Below are 20079 nucleotides of genomic sequence, written 5' to 3' on the forward strand. Positions count from 1 at the left end.
TCAGATATCCCCAAGATTGGTGTTAGAACAGCAATTTGAACAACAACTTGAGCAACCACCACAAGCCAATATGGGGCTAGGTGAGCGTATTAGACATATGCTTGGACACCTAAAATTTTGGCGCTAAACGTATTCCCAAGAAATATTCGATACGATTCTGCAGTCATCACACTTAAAGTGAAAGATATCCAGTAACGGTTGTTCCAGTAACCAGTGTGGATTGCCGCATTTGGGGCAAGGTCTTTGCTTTTGTTCGGCTAATGATTGGCCCCCCACTTGATATTGGTAGTAATACGTCGGGGTTTTCGTCAGGTACTCAATGCGGCCGCGTAAATCCCAACCCTGCCTGAATAGATCACTGTCAATTTCTTTAAGTTCATCTAGGGCGGCAAATTCAGCTTTATTATTACCGGCCATTTGCAGTTCATCACAGGCTTGCCACTGGGTTTGCCAGCGAATAATTTGTTTATGGTCGCCGTTGAATGTCGCTGGGATCTTATAAAGGGGAATTGGCATTAGGTCGGCACCATTTCGTAATGGCGAACAGTTATGAACATAGCTGGTATAAAGTACTTGCCATTGAATCGGCAATTCGGTGGCCGTTTGCGAGTTTAGGTCAAGCCCTAAGATCCGACTGCGGGGGCTTAATAATTTTGCATTCTTTAACCGCTCTAAAGCGACTTTTACCCAAGGACTGTTATTGCTGGGTTTGAGCGCATCTTCGTCAGGCAGTAACACTCGGACTTTAAATTCAGCACCTTGGGCGGCAATCGGAAATTCACGCCCAAGTATTTGACCGTTATTTCTATAGCCTTCAAGTAAAAAATTGATCGCTTGCTCTACTGCCGTAATGGTGGTGTCGGCGTAACATTCGAAATGAATTTCAGCGCTATACATTGGATAGGGACTCTAATTTTGCTTGTAGCTGTTTTACCGTCGCTTCTAATTGCAGCACTTTTTCAACCAGTTGCTCTTGAGTGATATCCAATTTTGGGGCAGGGGCTTGATTCTGTAGGGGCGCTTCTGCCCTTGAGCCTGCTTTATACGCTTGAATGCCTTGGATGATAATAGGCAACGCTGTGGGTTGAGCGATGTGGGCTTTAACGGTCGCAACAGCTAAATTAAGCCCTTTCTGTTCAATGAGTTGGCAGGTTAATAGAACTTGTTGTAATTGACTCATTAGTAGTTAAATTTCCTAAAAGTTAGCTAAACAAAAGTGCTGTAAAAATTAAAATGCAATAAATTCAGTGGCTTATGTTTTGGCACAACTACTGCTTATAACATAATGTGAATCATTATATATGTTAAGGAAACAACAATGAAAACTCATTCACCTAAAATAGTCACTTTATTTTTAGCCACAGCATTATTATCAGGCTGTGTGGTTCATGTTGGTGGCGATAAATACCACGAATCTAATGATTGGAAAGTTCAACAAGCGGAAAATTTAGCCAATCTTTCTCAGTTAAAGGTAGGGATGACTACTGAGCAGGTGCAAGCATTGATGGGGGCGCCTGATCTGAATGAGATTTTTAATAATGGTGAGCAATCTGTACAAGTTTGGTTCTACCGTACCCAACATAAACACGGTGACGGTGAAACCACGAAAGACGAATGCACGCCTGTGGTGCTGGTTGATAACGTGTTAACAGGCTTTGGTGAAACGGCTTACCATCGAGTAAGAAATCACTAACTGCTTTGCCCATCTCCCTTTCATAGCCCATAAATAGACTAATATTTATGGGCTATTTTTTTCGGTGTTAATTTCAACATTGAGTTTATTGGGGAGCCATTAAAATTGATGTTGCTAAATACACTCCGGCTTTGTTATTTTTATGTTAAACAATTAAAAAAAAGAGTCTACCATGGATAGTATTTCAGCATTCACTGCAAGTTTCTTAACTCCTGATGATCATCGCGTTGCGGCTTCTATTCTGTTTAATGCCTATCAGGACGATCCTTTATTTAAACAAATTTTAGCCGATGAAAACCCTGAGCAATACAAACAAAAGCTTAGGGCCGCTATTCGTGAAGAGCTGCAATCTTTGTGGCAACAAAAACAGGTTTTAATTGGTATTTTTCAGGAGCACAAGCTGGTTGCTTTAACCGCCATCGCTGATGAATATTATTGTTTAGGAGACGATAGGCAATGGCATTGGCGACTCAAAATGATGATTGGTGCGGGTTGGTATTCAACCAAAGAGTTAATGGCCAAAGAGCAGCTCCTTAAAGATAGGCTAAAAGATGTCGACTACTCACTATTGCACTTCATTGCTGTCGATCCACACTATCAAGGTAGGGGAATTGGAGAGCAATTATTAAAGACCGCTGACCATTGGCGTCGTAAATATGCCGCTGGCCAAGCTTTGGCGGTTTTTGTCCCTGAGGGCGGGCCGTTATCACTGTTTTTGAATAATGGTTTTCACTCTGAAGGGCAATTTGTTATTGATGCGGTAGCAGGTGAGTTATTGTTAAGTGAAATTTAGCATTAGGTTTATTTTTTGTGAGCCTATTGTTAGGTTTACCCGTATGAAATTCAGAAATTGTCAGTCATTGTTGTAAGCGATCTCTCACAAGGTTGTAATATTTTCGGCGATAAAGCTTGAGATAAATAGAAATATTTAATTAAACCCCTTTAATTTCAATGCTTTATGTTTTTTATGGTTGTTTTGCTATTTAACGATAATCATAAATAAAAGTTTTCCCAGGTGGATGGTAGCCGTTTAATCATTACAATTGATTTTGTGGTTAGGGAGACGGAATTCTTAAAGAAGACAAAAGGACAGTCTAATTTTAAGGTGATGGATCAACTAACAGCGTTTACAACGCTTAGGCATGATGCCTAATGGTGGCGGAGCCACTTTGCAAGGACTTTGCAGCAATGGACAGCAGATACTAATGGATTAGTATGGTTAACAGGACGCTAAAGGATTTCCAATACAGGATAGTATTGCAATGAATAGCTCAGGAAGAGTTTCGGTCTAGGATGGATCGCATAGGGAACTTGGACTCACTATGGATAGTGATAACGCATGGATGGGCAGGAAGCAAAATTATAGCGGGATAGCTTAACAATCATTCCAATAGGATTTGGAATCTAGGATGAACTCAGGATGAGTTTACGCAAGGATGGGCAAGGAGCGCATAAATAATAGCTGGAATGCTTAACATAAAAAATAAATGGGGAGGCAGTATCTGTCTCCCCTTTTTATTTGCCGCAATTTAACCTAAAATTCATCTCTTTTCCAAGCGCTTGCCAATTACCATGAAGATCCTAATTGATGAAAATATGCCTTATGCCGAGCAGATTTTCTCACCTCTGGCTGAGGTCATAACAAAAAATGGTCGTAATATCAAAGCTACTGATCTTATCGATATTGATATTTTATTAATTCGTTCAGTGACTGTCGTCGATGAAACCTTACTCGAACTGGCCAACAAATTAAAATATGTTGGTACTGCGACTATTGGTATGGATCACTTGGACACCAATGCGCTTCAACAGCGCGGCATCGCTTACAGTAACGCACCTGGGTGTAATGCTCTAGGGGTAGGCGAGTACTCGGTAACCGCCTTTTTAGAATTATGCCAACGCACTCAAACCCAGCCTCAGGATAAAAAAGTGGGCATTATCGGTCTTGGCAACACCGGTTCAGCGGCTCAAAAATGTTACCAAGCGCTTGGGATTGAGACCTTGTTGTATGATCCATACAAAGCCAATACGGATCCAGATAATGATTATCAAGATTGGCAAACTCTCATCAATGAAGCTGATGTGCTGAGTTTACATGTGCCGTTAACAGATGAAACATTTCATATGTTTGATGCGCAACAACTCGAGGCGCTGGCGCAAGATGTTTGGCTCATTAATTGTTGTCGTGGCGATGTCATCGATAATCAGGCGGTTTTAGACTGGAAGCACAAGCGTCCCCAAGCCAAATTAGTCTTAGATGTTTGGCATAATGAACCTAACCCTATTCCTGAACTTATTCCACTGGTGGATATTGCCACTCCCCACATAGCGGGTTATTCCGTTGAAGGTAAAGCAAGGGGAACGCTCATGCTTTATGATTGGTTGCAAGGTTTTTATGATTGGCCAGCAACACCAAGCTTAGCCTCTCTTTTACCTGGGGCGGGGATCCCTAAAGTGGCCATTACAGGGCCATTAGATCTGCGACAGTTAAATGCTCTAATCAATTTGGGCTATGATATCAAACACGATGATTGGTTATTTAGGCAATACGCATGCCGCCCTGGTGGCTTTGACCAATTAAGAAAGAAACATACTTATAGACGAGAATTTTCGGCTATTACTATTGACCAAACAAGCCTGCCTGCAGAGCTTGAATACTTATTTAATTTCGGATTTACAAGGGGCTAGAATGAGCCAATTATTTAATGTTGCAATCCTTGGTGCAAACGGTGCCGTAGGCAAAACTTTGCTGGAATTGCTACCAAAGAGGAATTTTCCCTTTGCAGATATCTTTCCACTTGCCAGTTCACGAAGTGCTGGAAAAACCGTAGAAATTGAAGGCGATGACGTTGAAATTATCGATGTAGAAACATTTGATTGGTCTCAGGTACAGATTGCTTTTTTTAGTGCCGGCTCAGAAGCATCAAAGAAATGGGCGCCTATCGCGGCAGAGGCCGGGGTGGTGGTGATTGACAATACTTCCCAATTCCGCCAAGAGTATGATATTCCTTTGGTGATCCCAGAGGTTAACTCAGCTGCTTTAGTGGAATTTAGAAATCATAATATTATTAGTAATCCAAATTGTTCTACTATTCAGATGCTAGTTGCACTGAAGCCAATTTACGATAGATATGGAATTGAAAGAATTAATGTTGCCACTTACCAATCGGTATCAGGCGCTGGTAATAGTGGGATCAGTGAACTCGCGTCTCAATGCACTACGTTACTGCAGGGGCAACCCGTTGAGGCCAAAACCTTTAGCCGCCAAATTGCTTTTAATGTGATCCCTCAAATCGATGAGATATTGGACAACGGTTTCACCAAAGAAGAAATGAAAATGGTCAATGAAACCCATAAGATTTTTTCTGATCAGTCGATAGAGGTAAATCCAACGGCCGTTCGAGTGCCAGTTTTTTACGGTCACTCGTTAGCTTTACATATTGAGACGACTCAACCGGTTGATGTGGCAGAAGCAAAAGAGTTATTAAGTAACGCCCCTGGCATCGTATTACAAGCCAATGATAGTGATTACCCAACAGCGGTGGGTGATGCCGTTGGTGTGGATAAAGTTCACGTAGGTCGTGTTCGAGCAGATTTACATCGTGACAATGCCTTAAACCTTTGGGTGGTCGCAGATAACGTCCGTAAAGGCGCCGCCTTAAATAGCATTCAAATCGCTGAAGAGTTAATCGCAAACTATTATTAAGTTTTCAAAAAAAATGTCGATATACCATTTATGCCGCTGTTAGTTCACTGAAGGCACATAAGTGGGAAATGTAAAAAAGCTCACTTTTTCAAAGTGAGCTTTTTTAATGTAGCTGTATTGTTAAAGATTGTGTACATTAACCTGTGCTTAATGATTTAAAGGGAAGCCTTATGAACAAACTAGGGAAAGCCATTTTTTGGATGTGGCTCGCAGTCAGTTTACCTCTAGTAGCTAATGCAAATAACATCAGTATTATTGGTCCTAATGGTGAAACCAAAGTAGTACCAGCCAAGCAATATGGGCCAACACTACTAGACGAAACCTTATGGAGCATCGCATTTAAACATGCCAAAGCCCATGACCTTAATGTTTACCGAACACTTGCTGCTATTTATGAAGCAAATCCCCATGCTTTTTTGAATAATGATATTAATGCCCTAGAAGTTGGCATGATTCTATCGATTCCTAACGATGAAAAAATATCGGCTACCGCCAAAATTAATCCGGCTAAAATCAAAGCGATCAAAGCTTTAAAGCCTTCAATTAAGATCCCACTTGAACCATCTAAATCAGAGCAGAATCTGAGAGCTGAGGTGGCCGCTTTAAAAGCACAATTAGAAGAAAAACAGCAACAATTAGAACAACTTCAGCAAGAACATGTTGCCAATACCGAAGAATTGCAACAACAATTGCAAATATTGGAGCAACAAAAATATAACTTATTAACTCGAGTTGAAAGTTCAGAAGCGCTTATTGAACAGGCTGAAGCTAAAGCGTTGATCAGTGATGAAAAGAGTAAGCAACTTGCCAGTAGGATGGCAGATATTCAAAATGAACTCGACTCTTATGCTCTGCAAGCTAAAAAAGGCGGTTTATGGAAAAACCTACTTGATAACATAGTGCTGGTCATTGCTTTGATGATGATAATCGTGATTGCGATTGCATTATTAATTTGGAAGAAGTTACAGACTCAACAACCCGTACAGAATCTAACGGTTTTGCCAGAAACTGATGAACTCACACAGGAATCGGCACAAGAAAATGAGCAACAGCCAGACGCAGAAGATGCGCAACTTGACACTGTGGTTGCTGAAGAGTCGACAGCGGAGCAGAGCATAACGCCGCCAGAGGCAAAACTCGATAGTGACACTCTTACTGATATCGAAAATGAGAAAGCGGTTGATGCTTTTTCAATGGAAGATACTCGTTCGTTAGATGCCCTTTGGGAAGAAGCGATGGGGATTGAAGAGCAGGTTAAACAAGAAGATTTAACCAATGATGAAAATCACTCAGAATCAGAATCAGAATCAGAATCAGCCGTTGATATTGAACTTGAGCAAAGTGATGAATATCAGCCATTAGCAATAGATGACTTAGATGATGTTGAGCCAGTAGGCATTGAGGATAAGGAGATTGATATGTCTGAGCAAAAGGATATACAAGAATTTATTGATATCGAAAAACTGCTTGATGAGACCAAAGAAGTCGAGTTAGAAAAAGATCCCTATGATGAAGTAAACATCGACTTTAGCAACATCGAACAGTTAATCGAAAAAGAGCCTGTAGTTGATGTCGATTCAACCGAAAATAGTATCAATGCGAAACTTGATCTGGCCAAAGCTTACATTGAAATTGGTGATATTGATAATGCCATAAGCTTGCTTGAGGAAGTTGAGAGTATGGGTTCCGATGAGCAAAAAATTGAGGCTCAAGAGCTAAGAGTGAGTTTAAACAAGTAGCTGAGTATCACTTTTAATTGGTTAGCTAATAGCTAAATAACCTTTCGATAGTAAACCCCTTATTCAAGGGGTTTTTCTATTTCTGCTCCATAGTATAAAATTACTGTTTTAAGTTGTTGGAAAGAAAATGAGAATTGCTTTAGGTTTGGAATATGATGGTTCCAAATATTACGGTTGGCAACGCCAAAGAGAAGTCGATACAGTGCAAGCTCGATTGGAAAAGGCACTATCTACGGTTGCGAATGAGCCCATTGAACTGCAATGTGCAGGCCGAACCGATGCGGGGGTTCATGCTACCAATCAGGTGATCCATTTTGAAACCAATGCGGTGCGTCCACTAAAAGCTTGGACTATGGGAATTAATGCCAATTTACCTGCTGATATCGCAATAAAATGGGCGAAAGAGGTTGATGCTGATTTCCATGCGCGATTTAGTGCCACCGCGAGAAAATATCGTTATGTTATTTCTAATAAGCCATTGCGACCCGGAATCATGCAATCCGGAGTGACCCACCATTATGAATCATTGGATGCTGAGTTAATGCATGAATGCGCTCAAGTGCTTATTGGTGAACAAGATTTTACCAGCTTTAGGGCTGCCCAATGTCAATCTAACTCCGCTTTTCGTAATGTTCATCATGTACAAGTGACTCGCCATGGTGACTATTTGGTGGTTGAAATTAGTGCCAATGCATTCTTACACCATATGGTCAGAAATATTGTCGGCTCATTATTAGAGGTCGGTTCAGGTAATAAAGATGCCGCTTGGTTTAAATCGGTTTTAGAGGCAAAGAATCGTGACTTAGCCGCACCAACGGCCAAACCCAATGGGCTTTACTTAGTTTCAGTGACTTATCCAGCCCAATTTGAGCTACCTAAAATGGCTACGGGACCATTGTTTTTCCCAGAAAACTTATATGCTTATCAGTTTCAGCCTGGTAATTGATAGGGTATGACCAGTTTTGATGTGCTTGCTTTGAATTTTTATGCTTTAATACGGGCAGATTTTGATAGGTGTGATCTCTGGGTTAGTATTTGCTAATCTTAGTCGCCTATTTATAGTCTCTTTTTGAGGCAGGTATTTAGGAAGTTTTATAATGAGTTGGCTAGAAAAAATATTATCAAAAAATAAAGGCAGCGGTGCTTCTAAGGTTCCAGAAGGGATTTGGAGCAAATGTAATTCATGTGAGCAAGTTCTTTATCGAATTGATTTAGAAAAGAATTTAGAAGTGTGCCCGAAATGTGGTCATCACATGCGCATTGGCGCTCGTAAACGCTTGCTGGCGCTGCTTGACCAAGGCTCATTCAAAGAAATTGGTGAGGAGCTAGAGCCTCAAGATTTACTTAAATTTAAAGATTCTAAAAAGTACAAAGATAGAATATCTGCAGCTCAGAAAGCTTCTAAAGAAAAAGATGCTCTGATCGCCGCTGAAGGTACTTTGAATGGCCAGCCAGTTGCTGTTGTTTCCTTTGAATTTGCCTTCATGGGCGGTTCAATGGCATCAGTGGTGGGTGCACGCTTTATTAAAGCCTGTGAGCTATCACTTGCTAAGAACATCCCACTGGTGTGTTTTTCTGCTTCTGGTGGTGCCCGTATGCAAGAAGCGCTATTCTCTCTTATGCAAATGGCTAAGACTTCTGCAGCTTTAGCTAAAATGAGTGACCGCGGCATTCCTTACATTTCGGTATTAACAGATCCAACTATGGGTGGTGTATCGGCTTCCCTTGCGATGCTCGGTGATATTAATATTGCAGAGCCAAAAGCCTTAATTGGTTTTGCTGGTCCTCGTGTTATTGAGCAAACCGTACGTGAAAAGCTACCTGAAGGTTTCCAACGTAGTGAATTCCTTTTAGAAAAAGGTGCTATTGATATGATCGTTGACCGTCGTGAAATGCGTGATACGCTTTCAAGACTGCTTCGTAAGTTCCAAAATTTGCCAGCTGCCTAAGGTACTAATGACTCCTAAAGCACCATTAACAAGCCAGTCCATGAGCGACTGGCTTGATCATTTGTTATCCCTACACAATATCGAAGTTGATCTTGGCCTTGAGCGTATTACGGATATCGCTCAGGAAATGGGCTTAACCCATTTTGAAAATACTAAGGTTGTTACCGTTGCAGGCACTAATGGTAAAGGGTCAACCTGCGCTATGGTCGAGCAATTATGCTTAGCAAAAGGTCACAGTGTTGCTGTTTATTCCTCACCTCATTTTGAACATTATCGAGAGCGTTTAAGGATCAATGGGGAAGAATTATACGATGCCCAACACATCAGTGCTTTTATTACGGTTGAAAAGGCAAGGGCAGATCGAGCACTCTCTTTCTTCGAGTTTGCTACGCTAGCGGCGTTAGAATTAGTCAGACAACAACAACCAGATGTCCTCATTTTAGAAGTTGGTTTGGGTGGCCGTTTAGATGCCACCAACATTGTGCAGAGCGATTGCGCCGCGATTACCTCAATTGGTCTTGACCATGTTGAGTACTTAGGCGATACCCGTGAAAAAGTGGGATATGAAAAAGCCGGCATCGCTCGCGCTAACAAACCACTGATTATTGGCGAACCAGAGTGCCCGCAGACAGTGATTGACTATGCTGATGACATAGGTGCCAAGCTCTATTTAGTCGGTCATGACTTTAACTATGTTGAGCAGTCTTCCCATTGGGCCTTTGAGTTTGAGCATCAACATTGGTCACAGCTACCGTTACCTAAATTACCCCTAGCCAATGCGGCAACGGCTTTGGCTATTTGCCATTTCTTGATCCCCAATTTACAGCTAGAGCATGCAAAGCAAGGGCTTGAAGTTGCTAAACTAGCGGGAAGAATGGAATATTTATCTAAGCAACCTTCGGTGCTGCTAGATGTCGCCCATAATCCCCATGCCGCTGCTTATTTAAAGCAGCAGTTGCCCAAGGTGAGTGGACGAACCTATGGGATTTGTGGCATGTTAAAAGATAAAGATTATCAGCAAGTGTTATCTTTACTAAATGACCACATCGACAGTTGGCATTTAGTGAGCCTACAAACACACAGAAGTGCCACAGCGGAGCAATTACAACAAGCATTGTGTGCTCAGCATAGTGGAGATCTTGATACTCATATTTATCAAGATGTAGCCTCGGCATGGGAGCGGCTTAAGCCACAACTGTGTCAAGATGATATGGTACTGATATTTGGCTCATTTTATACTGTGGCAGAGTTTAAAGCGCATTTTTTGAGGGAGTAACCAGTGTCTAGTGCATTTCAAAATCGGTTAGTAGGGATAGTTGTCATCGCCGCATTAGCAGTGATCATCTTGCCGGATTTGCTTAATAGTAAAAAAGTATCCCAAGAAGGAGAGTTTACTGTTATTCCACTTAGGCCTGGGATTGATAAAGATCCCCAAATCGTTGAACAACTCCAGCAACTCGAGGATGAGTTTGAAGCGCCACAGCAACAAGTGACCGAAGTCGTCAATGCTGATAAGGGCACGGATAGCTCTGACAGCACTACTGAAACTGATGGGCAACAATCACAAAGCAAACAAGATGTCGCTGCTCAAACTGAGATTGCTTGGACAATCCAATTAGGTTCATTCAAAAGCGTTGATAACGTAAACAACCTAGTGGCCTCTTTGAAGCAAAGACAATTTAAAGTCTATACCTTGCCTTTGGTGCCGGTTGATGGCCAGTGGAACAAAGTATTTGTGGGACCGAATATAGATAGAAATAAATTAGAGCCTTATCTTGATGTGTTGGCTAAGGATTTCTCAACTAAGCCAATAATCGTGGCTTATCAACCTGAGTTGGTCCGTTAAGTCAAGGATCATAGAGTAAATAACAACATGAAAATTGTTAGCTAGGAACTCTCAATTAACCTAGCTAAAATGCCGCAAATTTCAAGGAAAATGATATGCAGATGGTTTGGATTGATTACCTCATTATTGGCATTATTGCAATTTCTACGCTGGTAAGTTTAGTGCGAGGCTTTGCTAAAGAAGCGATGTCTTTGGTGGTTTGGATTACTGCTTTTATTATTTCAAGCCGTTTTTATGAAGACTTGTCTGTCCACCTTACCCAGATCGATAATCCCACAGTTAGAACAGCGTCGGCCATTGGCATATTATTCATAGCAACGCTAATCATCGGCGCCATGGTTAATTATATCCTTGGACAATTGGTTATCAAAACCGGTCTATCTGGGACTGATCGAGTCTTGGGGCTATGTTTTGGTGCCATCCGTGGCGTGCTAATTACCAGTTTGATGCTGCTTTTTCTTGATACCCTTACTCCAGCAAACCAGTCCCAGTGGTGGCAACAATCAGTGTTAATTCCTGAGTTGTCGGTAGTGGTTGAGTGGTTTTTTGATTTAATGAAACAAAACTCTAGTTTGTTACCGAAGTACTAAACTAGATAAATACAAATAAAAATAAGGTGTGCTTTCATGTGTGGCATAGTTGGAATAGTTGCTAACCATAGTGTCAATCAAACCATTTATGATGCTTTGACCGTCCTCCAGCATCGTGGTCAAGATGCGGCAGGGATAGTAACGATTGAAAATGACGCATTTCGCTTACGAAAAGCTAATGGTTTAGTAAAAGATGTTTTTGAAGCTAAACATATGCAGCGTTTACAAGGAACCACAGGTATCGGCCATGTTCGTTATCCGACAGCGGGTTCTTCAAGTGCCTCAGAAGCGCAGCCTTTTTACGTGAATTCACCTTTTGGGATCACCCTCGCCCATAATGGTAATTTAACTAACGCAAAAGAGTTAAAACAACACTTAATCACCCAGCGTCGTCACATTAATACGACTTCTGATTCAGAAATTCTTTTGAATTTACTGGCGGCAGAAATTCAAAACATTCAAGGCAATCAACTTAGCCCTGAAGATGTGTTTAACGCCATTTCTAATTTACATCAGATTGCTCGCGGTGGTTATGCCGTGGCGGCAATGATAGTCAGCCAAGGTATGGTTGCCTTTAGAGATCCGTTTGGTATTCGTCCGCTTGTTTTAGGTAAGCGTGAGACTGCTGAAGATGGTATTGAGTACATGGTGGCTTCTGAAACCGTCGCGCTAGATGCGGTTGGGTTTAAATACTTGCGCGATGTTGCTCCTGGAGAGGCTATCTATATCACTGAAGATAAGCAGTTGTTCTCACAACAATGTAGCACCCAAGCCACCTTGCATCCTTGTATCTTTGAGTATGTGTACTTTGCGAGACCAGATTCTATGATTGATGGGGTTTCGGTATACGGTTCAAGGGTTAACATGGGGGTGAAACTTGGTCAAAAGATCAAAAGAGAATGGCGTCATCTTGATATTGATGTGGTGATCCCCATTCCAGAAACCTCATGCGATATCGCGTTAGAGATTGCTAATCAAATTGAAAAGCCCTATCGTCAGGGTTTTGTAAAAAACCGTTATATTGGCCGTACCTTTATTATGCCAGGTCAACAGGAGCGTAAGCGCTCGGTTCGACGCAAATTGAATGCCATTGATGTTGAGTTCAAAGGTAAAAACGTACTGCTGGTCGATGATTCAATTGTACGGGGTACCACTTCTGAGCAAATTATTGAAATGGCGAGAGAAGCTGGTGCTAAGAAAGTGTATTTTGCCTCTGCGGCACCAGAAATTCGTTTTCCTAATGTTTATGGTATTGATATGCCAACGGCCAATGAGTTGATTGCACATGGTCGCGATACCGATGAAATTGGTGCAATTATTGGTGCTGATGGCATTATTTTCCAAGACTTAACCGACCTTGTGGCAGCAGTGAAAGAGTTAAACCCGAATATTGATGGTTTTGAAACCTCAGTATTCGATGGGGTGTATATCACTCAAGATGTGGATCAGAGCTATCTAGATTATTTGACTGCTATGCGTAACGACGATGCTAAATTAGTCAGTAGAGAAAATAGCAGCAATCTAGAACTGCATAACGTTTGTCACCCTTAAAGCTCTAAAGCTCAAATAAAAACACCCGCTCGTGCGGGTGTTTTACTATCTGCATAAGTGATTTTTATTAGCTGATCACTGGACCAATACCAAAACTCCATAAAATCACTGAGCCAGTTAAAATGGCCACGGTCAATACCAGTGCGCAAGTTACGATAGAGCTTGCATAAATAAAGCCTCTCTCATAAGGAATATCCATCATAATGGGGACGCCACTGTAGAGCAGGTACACCGAATAGGTGATCCCAGCGAGACCAATTAGCATTAAGAACCAAAGTTGTGGTAATAATGCTCCCACACCCACCATCAGAATTGGCGTAGCCGTATAGCAAGCGAGTTCTAGGGCTTGTACTTTTGAAGGAGAGGCACCAAATGTTGGGGCCATCCAATGAATTAAGTAGGTCAGTGTGGCCACGCCAGCGAGTAAAGCAAAATACATTGCAATAGCGATGGCTAGAGCACTTGAGCTGGTTAATTTGATGGCATCACCCGCGCCGAGGTCCCAGCCTATGTATACACTGGCGACATACCCACAAATAGGTGGGATCAGTGCTAACAGCATGACATGTAATAAAGGGTGAAGAAGACTTTGTTGTTGTTGTTTGATTTGTTGCCATTCACCTTTAGGGTGGTGATAAAGACCCCATAAATGAGTTACTTGCATATAACATAATCCTTGTGTTCGTTTAATATCTCGTCGATACAGCAGACGAACCAAAAACCTGCCTTACCTGAAAATAAATAAGTTATTCAAATCGGTAATAGAGCTTCACCTACCATTTATTGATTAAAAATCACACCAAGTCAAGGGGTAAGTTGAACAATATTCACTTGTAAAACTTTCTGTTGATCTAGATTGAATTAATGCACTTATAAATGGTCAAATTAACTGATTGATGTTGGCTTTATCATGACCTACCAGTGTTTTGTGCTTCATTACTTTAGTAATTCGCACAAAGATCCTTATTTCGGTGTCTGAGTTTACTTCTGCTAATGAACTCTGTAGCTTAAAAATGAGGGTTGAGAAAGTCTTCTCAATCGCCCAGCACTGCTTAAGGAGGTCAACATGCGTCTTCAAACTAGCAACTCTAATCCCCGAGTATTAGACACCTCAGCACTTGTCCACGATCCCAATTCACTGTGGAGTTACCAATCTGATATTTATGTGTGTTTGACCGTTTTGGAGGAACTTGACAATCTTAAAGAGCGACGAGATAAGTCAGTAAGCGCGGATGCGCGAGTAGTGATCAGAATGCTCGAAGATATTGTCAATGGCTATGGAGCTAATGAATTAGAGCAGGGAATTGCTCTGCAAAAAGACAAAGGCATTAATGGCCCTAAGTTGTTTATTGGTATTGATACCGAGTTACCCATCGCCAAAAGCCTCAAGCATGGTATTGGTAGTGATGCTGATAACCGAATTATTAACTACGCCTTACATTTGCAAAATAGTTTAGGCCGCGAAGTTACTATTGTTAGCCGCGATATTAATATGCGCCTCAAAGCAAGAACCATTGGTGTAGACAGTGAAGATGTTGACGCCCAAGAGCAAATATCAGACATTAACCTGCTGTATTGTGGAGTGCAGAGCTTTGAAGGTAATTTATTTGATAGGGCTTCTGATTTAGAGGGGTTCTCCCTTAGTGGAGAGATTTATCGTTTTGCACGATCAGTATTTAATGGCGATGCTCAGTTTAATATGTATTGGTATGATGAAGAAGGTCATATTGGTTATATAAGCGAAGTCACTAATGAGCATGTTTACACTAAGCTGTTACCCAGAAAGCAAGACAAAGTATGGGGCATAAGCCCTAAAAACCCACGTCAAGCTATTGCCCTTAGTCAGTTAACCGATCCTCATTTTGATTTAAATATTTTGTTAGGTCCCGCAGGTTCTGGTAAGACTTTTTTAGCCCTCGCCGCTGCTTTGCATCAAGTATTAGAAACGCGTCAGTACAAGAAAATTGTCGTGGTTCGAAGCCGTGACTTTATGGATGATGATCCTGGCTATCTGCCGGGGGATTTAAAAGAGAAATCTTTACCTTTACTGGCGGGGATCACCGACGCTTTAATATCAATGCACACCGATAACAATGATGATAGAAATATTGCTGCGACAATTGAGCATATTATTGAACGAGCGAATATAGAGTTCACTTCTATGGCTTATTTTAGAGGTCGCTCTATTGATGATGCGGTATTGATCATCGATGAGGCTCAGAACATGACCCGAGCACAAATGAAAGGGATGTTATCCCGCGGTGGCAGAAATTGTCGAACCGTCGTTTGTGGCAATTTATCTCAAATTGATGATAAATTTGTAAGCCCGGCAAGTTCAGGTGCCAGTGCAGCAGTGAATGTATTTCGAGATTATGAAAAGGGCAGTGTTTTGATTTTTGATGAAGTCGAGCGCAGTTCACTTGCTGAGTTCACCGAAAAATATTTCTAAGTGGTAACGAATAATGGTAAAACAACAAATAATAGATCTTGAGAAACAACTTTTTAAGCCAGTGATCAGAAAGGACGGTCAAGCATTATCAAAATTACTCGCCGATGATTATTGTGAGTTTTCAATCACGGGAAGCATTTACAATAAGAGCGATGTGGTGAAGAGAATGCCGCTTGAAAATCCACCTTATATCAAAGTTGAGCAGTTTGATTGTGTTCAATTAAGCAGTGACTTATATCAGGTGCGTTACCAGGCTAAGACTTTACAGGCCGGTCAAACAGAGTTTGAAAACTCTTTAAGAAGTTCGCTATGGCGGGCTAATGGCGACCAATGGCAGTTGATTTTTCATCAAGGCACTAGCGCCTAAAACAAAACAGCCCAGTTAATACTGGGCTGTTTTTTTAATTAGGCCGTTTCAGCTTGGGCATCAACGTTGTGGCTTTTGCTTCGTAGCAGTACGATTGCCATGATAACTAAACTCGCAGCAACACCAGCAATAGTCGATACGGTCATTTCATTGCCAAAACCGAGGGTTTTGCTGTTTAGGATGAAAGTGAAAATGACTGAGTTCATAAACAGTGCTGGAATCGTGGTGATCCAGTGGAACTTGCCTTTACCATGTAGGTAAGCAGTTGCGGTCCATAGCATCACCGTTGCTGTCGCTTGGTTTGCTACGCCGAAATAACGCCAAATCACACCAAAGTCGACTTGAGTTAGGATAGCGCCAATGACGAATAAAGGCAGTGCCATCATAATGCGTTTGTTTAATTTTTCCTGAGAAACAACAAATAGCTCAGATAAAATTAAACGTGCACTACGAAAAGCGGTATCCCCAGAGGTGATAGGCAGAACAATTACCCCTAAGATAGCAACAATACCACCTACCGCACCGAGCAGACCGGTTGATGCAGAATAAACAACATTAGATGGGCCACCATTAGCAAGCGCTTCATTCAAGCCTTCAACACCATTGAAGAATGATAATGCGAGTGCACACCAAATTAGCGCAATCACACCTTCACCAATCATGGCACCGTAGAATACGAAACGACCATTGGCTTCATTTTCCATACAACGAGCCATAAGCGGTGATTGTGTTGCGTGGAAACCTGACACCGCACCACAAGCAATGGTAATAAATAGTGCTGGCCATAATGGCATATCGTTCGGGTTCATATTGGTCATCAGCTGGCTCATTTCAAAACCAGGCAGTACCGCATGTTCACTAGAAACCATAAGTGCGATAGTGAGACCCAATGACATAAATACTAATAAAGCACCAAAGAATGGGTATAGGCGGCCGATAATTTTGTCTACAGGCACAATGGTGGCGAATAAGTAGTAAGCAAAAATGACAACCACTAAGATGCCAACAGAAACGCCAGTAAGGTTAGCTAACAGGCCGGCTGGAGCTGATACAAACACGACACCAACAAGCAGTAAAAGGACGATGGCAAAGGCGTTCATGATGTATTTAGCGGTGTTGCCTAGGTACTTACCAACCATGGTTGGTACAGAAGCCCCCTGGTTGCGAACCGATAACATACCTGAGAAGTAATCATGTACGGCACCAGCAAAGATACAGCCTAATACAATCCAAATCATTGCGGCTGGGCCATACAGTGCACCCATAATTGGGCCAAAGATAGGACCGACACCAGCAATATTTAATAGTTGGATTAAATAAACGCGACTGGTACTCATTGGTACATAATCAACACCATCTTGCTTAGTGTAAGCAGGGGTTTGGCGTTTAGTGTCTATGCCAAATACTTTTTCTACAAAAGCACCATAAATAAAATAACCACCAATAAGGGCAGCTACACATAATAAGAACCAGCTCATTATTAAAAACCTCATATAAATAATGGCGCTATTGTATTTTTTTTAGGAACTAAATATCAGGTTGTCGCTGGCAAAATGTGATCTTGAGCAATGAAAAAATTGGGGAAATAGTTACAGTTAACAAAAAAGCGCCAGAAGGCGCTTTTTATCACAGTATTGCAAGTTAACCTGAACTTAGAAGGTCGTCACTGTTGGTGAGCAATTTGTTCTTCTGAATTAAGGTTACGTTGTCAATCTTAGCGCTTTAGCGCCTCTGAAAGTAATGGACGCATTACTTTTAACAGACCTAAGGTCGCTTTTGGACTACCAGCGACAATGTTGCCAGAGTTCATGTAATCGTGACCACCAACGAAGTCAGTAACGGTTGCGCCTGCTTCACGGGCAATAAGGTCGCCAGCTGCGATATCCCAAGGCTTAAGGCCAATCTCAAAGTGACCGTCATGACGACCCGCAGCAACATAAGCAAGATCTAGAGCAGCAGAACCTGAGCGACGGAAGTCGCCAACATGGCTAAACATTTCGTTGATAAGGTGTAGGTAAGTTTCGCTGTGCTGACGGTTCTTGAAAGGGAAACCAGTACTAATAATGGTACCATCAAGATCTTTCACTTCAGATGCACGAATACGGAAACCGTTTAGTTGTGCACCACGGCCACGCAGGGCAGAGAATAGTTCGTCACGAATTGGATCGTAAACAACAGCAACTTCGGTTTTGCCTTTTACTTTAAGTGCGATAGAAACCGCAAAGTGAGGAATACCGCGAACAAAGTTAGCAGTACCATCTAGGGGATCGATAACCCAAAGGTAATCTGTATCACTGCCTTGGTTTTGGCCAAGTTCTTCACCAACGATTGAATGATCTGGGTAAGACTTACGGATCGTCTCAATAATTTTTTCTTCAGCGGCTTTGTCAATGTTAGTAACAAAGTCGTTTAAACCTTTAGATTGTACTTCTACTTTATCGCTTTCTTCAAAAGCGCGTGCGATTAGATTGCCTGCGTTACGAGCAGCACGAACCGCAATGGTCATCATTGGCAGCATGAAAATTACCTTTAAGTTGTCAAAGAACGTTTTAGCGGCGGCGATTCTAACAGAAAAGATTCTTTTAGCAAGGAACTAAACGTTAGGGCGTAAGCTGTGTTACGATCTTAGTAAATTTGTGATTCAGTACAGTGACTCAATAATGTTAGACCAAATCAAAGTAATTTTAGTAGGAACTACGCATTCTGGAAATATTGGTTCAGCCGCTAGGGCGATGAAAACCATGGGATTGAGTAATTTAGTGTTGGTACAGCCCAAAGCTGAAATTGACGGTAAGTCGATTGCTTTGGCTGCTGGGGCCTCTGATATTCTCAAAAATACTCAAATTGTCGACAGCTTAGAACAAGCCATCAGTGATTGTCAGTTGGTCATGGCCTGCAGTGCTCGCAATCGTACTTTGGATTGGCCAGTGTTGACCCCAAGAGAATCTGGACGTCAAACCATGGCTGAGGCTGCTAAAGGCAAGGTAGCAATCATTTTTGGTCGTGAAAGTAATGGCTTGTCTAATGAAGAATTGCAACTGGCTAATTACCATGTGTGTATTGAGGCCAACCCGGAATACTCAAGCTTGAACCTTGCCCAAGCGGTGCAAATTCTATGTTATGAAATGCGTTGTGCTTATCTAGAAACTGTTGATAAGCCAGTGGTTGAGTCAGAGGTGGATTACGTAGACTCTGAAGGTATGGAGCGCTTTTACACTCACCTAGAGCAAAGCCTATTAAAAACCGGTTTTATTGTGAAAGCCCACCCAGGTCAGGTAATGAATAAACTGCGCCGTTTATTTAACCGAATTAGGGTCGAAGCACCTGAAATGAACATTTTACGCGGTATCTTAAGTTCTATTGATAGAACCGCTCGTGGCCAAACACGAGTGGATAAATAGCTCAATTTGTTAAAATTGGCGGTTGCTTTTTTGATGTTGTTACAAAAATGCATTTATTTGTGTGTGAACTAGACAAATTCAAGCAAAAGGTTTGATTCTAGTCACAGAAACAAGGACAATAGCCGCCAATTTTTAGAGAGTCGCCACCCTCCAAGATTAATCCATTCAGCCGATTTTACGGTAACAATTAATACTTGAGTAATTTAGTAGGTTAAATACTTGACTGTTTTAGTCGGGTATGGTCAAATGGCGACATCTTTTAATAGGGCGAAGTACTATGAAACTGACTTCAAAAGGGCGTTATGCCGTCACCGCCATGCTTGATGTAGCAATCCATGCTCCCCATGGACCCGTGCCATTGGCTGATATTTCGGAACGCCAGGGTATTTCACTGTCCTATTTAGAACAATTATTCGCCAAGCTTCGCAAGAATGGCCTAGTGTGCTCGATTAGAGGACCAGGTGGCGGTTACCGTTTAGGTAAAGATGCTGCTGAGATTAGTATCTCTAATGTCGTTTATGCCGTAAACGAAAGCGTTGATGCTACCCGCTGTCAGGGAAAAGGCAACTGCCAAAATGGTGGTCGTTGTTTGACCCATTCACTTTGGGGTGACCTAAGTCAACGTATTAGTGATTTCCTAGATGGCATCAGTCTTGCGGATTTAATGGAAAAAAGAGATGTGCAGGCGATAGCCAGCGAGCAAGATAAATTGCTTAATACCGCCCCACAGCGCATCCATGTAAATGTATAAGTTTTAATTTAGCAAATTTTAAAAGTACGCAGTTTGC

At 41.8% G+C, this 20079-nt stretch carries 20 protein-coding genes; 15 read left to right on the forward strand and 5 right to left on the reverse strand.

Features of this window, described 5'->3' with window-relative positions; all coding sequences use genetic code 11:
* Positions 1 to 123: 123 nt before the first annotated feature.
* On the reverse strand, positions 124 to 897 hold the full coding sequence (locus GFB48_RS14565; RefSeq protein ID WP_163937330.1) for a Zn-ribbon-containing protein: 774 nt from the start codon (positions 895 to 897) through the stop codon (positions 124 to 126).
* Positions 890 to 1180 carry a hypothetical protein gene (locus tag GFB48_RS14570; protein ID WP_163937333.1) on the reverse strand — a complete coding sequence of 97 codons (291 nt, stop codon included), beginning with the start codon at positions 1178 to 1180 and terminating at the stop codon, positions 890 to 892. Before GFB48_RS14570 ends, GFB48_RS14565 begins: the two co-directional genes overlap by 8 nt.
* A 138-nt stretch (positions 1181 to 1318) precedes the next feature.
* On the opposite strand from GFB48_RS14570, the gene GFB48_RS14575 reads away from it, so the two are divergent.
* From GFB48_RS14575 to purF, 11 genes are all read left to right on the forward strand, one after another.
* Positions 1319 to 1693, forward strand: coding sequence for a DUF3192 domain-containing protein (locus tag GFB48_RS14575; protein ID WP_163937336.1), 375 nt, complete (start codon positions 1319 to 1321; stop codon positions 1691 to 1693).
* 172 nt (positions 1694 to 1865) lie between these two features.
* On the forward strand, positions 1866 to 2486 hold the full coding sequence (locus GFB48_RS14580; RefSeq protein ID WP_163937339.1) for a GNAT family N-acetyltransferase: 621 nt from the start codon (positions 1866 to 1868) through the stop codon (positions 2484 to 2486).
* Between the two features lie 779 nt (positions 2487 to 3265).
* A complete protein-coding gene (locus tag GFB48_RS14585; RefSeq protein WP_163937342.1) occupies positions 3266 to 4381 on the forward strand; it encodes a 4-phosphoerythronate dehydrogenase in 1116 nt (371 codons plus the stop codon).
* Between the two features lies 1 nt (position 4382).
* Positions 4383 to 5399 carry an aspartate-semialdehyde dehydrogenase gene (locus tag GFB48_RS14590; protein WP_163937345.1) on the forward strand — a complete coding sequence of 339 codons (1017 nt, stop codon included), beginning with the start codon at positions 4383 to 4385 and terminating at the stop codon, positions 5397 to 5399.
* A 170-nt stretch (positions 5400 to 5569) separates the two neighbouring features.
* On the forward strand, positions 5570 to 7138 hold the full coding sequence (locus GFB48_RS14595; protein ID WP_163937349.1) for a FimV/HubP family polar landmark protein: 1569 nt from the start codon (positions 5570 to 5572) through the stop codon (positions 7136 to 7138).
* 127 nt (positions 7139 to 7265) lie between these two features.
* Positions 7266 to 8084 carry a tRNA pseudouridine(38-40) synthase TruA gene (gene truA / locus GFB48_RS14600; RefSeq protein WP_163937352.1) on the forward strand — a complete coding sequence of 273 codons (819 nt, stop codon included), beginning with the start codon at positions 7266 to 7268 and terminating at the stop codon, positions 8082 to 8084.
* 151 nt (positions 8085 to 8235) lie between these two features.
* Entirely contained in the window at positions 8236 to 9087 is an 852-nt protein-coding gene (gene accD, locus GFB48_RS14605) for an acetyl-CoA carboxylase, carboxyltransferase subunit beta (RefSeq protein ID WP_163937355.1), read from the forward strand.
* A 7-nt stretch (positions 9088 to 9094) separates the two neighbouring features.
* Positions 9095 to 10363, forward strand: coding sequence for a bifunctional tetrahydrofolate synthase/dihydrofolate synthase (gene folC, locus GFB48_RS14610; protein ID WP_163937358.1), 1269 nt, complete (start codon positions 9095 to 9097; stop codon positions 10361 to 10363).
* Positions 10364 to 10366: 3 nt separating this feature from the next.
* Positions 10367 to 10933, forward strand: coding sequence for an SPOR domain-containing protein (locus tag GFB48_RS14615; RefSeq protein WP_163937361.1), 567 nt, complete (start codon positions 10367 to 10369; stop codon positions 10931 to 10933).
* Between the two features lie 101 nt (positions 10934 to 11034).
* Positions 11035 to 11523, forward strand: coding sequence for a CvpA family protein (locus GFB48_RS14620; RefSeq protein WP_163937460.1), 489 nt, complete (start codon positions 11035 to 11037; stop codon positions 11521 to 11523).
* Between the two features lie 36 nt (positions 11524 to 11559).
* Complete coding sequence (gene purF, locus GFB48_RS14625; protein WP_163937363.1) at positions 11560 to 13074, forward strand: amidophosphoribosyltransferase; 1515 nt, start codon at positions 11560 to 11562, stop codon at positions 13072 to 13074.
* 67 nt (positions 13075 to 13141) lie between these two features.
* On the opposite strand, the gene GFB48_RS14630 is transcribed toward purF, so the two are convergent.
* On the reverse strand, positions 13142 to 13738 hold the full coding sequence (locus tag GFB48_RS14630; protein ID WP_163937367.1) for a Yip1 family protein: 597 nt from the start codon (positions 13736 to 13738) through the stop codon (positions 13142 to 13144).
* Between the two features lie 402 nt (positions 13739 to 14140).
* Here GFB48_RS14630 and GFB48_RS14635 point away from each other — a divergent pair, with 402 nt between their 5' ends.
* Together GFB48_RS14635 and GFB48_RS14640 are read left to right on the forward strand one after the other, a co-directional pair.
* A complete protein-coding gene (locus GFB48_RS14635; protein ID WP_163937370.1) occupies positions 14141 to 15523 on the forward strand; it encodes a PhoH family protein in 1383 nt (460 codons plus the stop codon).
* Positions 15524 to 15536: 13 nt separating this feature from the next.
* Positions 15537 to 15890: a DUF4440 domain-containing protein gene (locus GFB48_RS14640; RefSeq protein ID WP_163937372.1), complete on the forward strand. Its 354-nt coding sequence runs from the start codon at positions 15537 to 15539 to the stop codon at positions 15888 to 15890.
* Positions 15891 to 15928: 38 nt separating this feature from the next.
* Here the strand turns inward: GFB48_RS14640 and GFB48_RS14645 are convergent, their stop codons facing one another.
* Both GFB48_RS14645 and suhB read right to left on the reverse strand, forming a co-directional pair.
* Positions 15929 to 17368 carry a carbon starvation protein A gene (locus GFB48_RS14645; protein WP_163937375.1) on the reverse strand — a complete coding sequence of 480 codons (1440 nt, stop codon included), beginning with the start codon at positions 17366 to 17368 and terminating at the stop codon, positions 15929 to 15931.
* 236 nt (positions 17369 to 17604) lie between these two features.
* Positions 17605 to 18408: an inositol-1-monophosphatase gene (gene suhB / locus GFB48_RS14650; RefSeq protein WP_163937378.1), complete on the reverse strand. Its 804-nt coding sequence runs from the start codon at positions 18406 to 18408 to the stop codon at positions 17605 to 17607.
* Between the two features lie 142 nt (positions 18409 to 18550).
* Between suhB and trmJ the strand changes: the two genes are divergently transcribed.
* Both trmJ and iscR read left to right on the forward strand, forming a co-directional pair.
* The gene (trmJ, locus tag GFB48_RS14655) at positions 18551 to 19291 is read left to right on the forward strand and encodes a tRNA (cytosine(32)/uridine(32)-2'-O)-methyltransferase TrmJ (protein WP_163937382.1); all 741 of its coding nucleotides are present in this window, start codon (positions 18551 to 18553) and stop codon (positions 19289 to 19291) included.
* Positions 19292 to 19568: 277 nt separating this feature from the next.
* Positions 19569 to 20042 carry a Fe-S cluster assembly transcriptional regulator IscR gene (gene iscR, locus GFB48_RS14660; protein ID WP_163937384.1) on the forward strand — a complete coding sequence of 158 codons (474 nt, stop codon included), beginning with the start codon at positions 19569 to 19571 and terminating at the stop codon, positions 20040 to 20042.
* Positions 20043 to 20079: the final 37 nt, after the last annotated feature.

This window comes from Paraferrimonas sp. SM1919, assembly GCF_010993985.1.
GTDB lineage: Bacteria > Pseudomonadota > Gammaproteobacteria > Enterobacterales > Shewanellaceae > SM1919.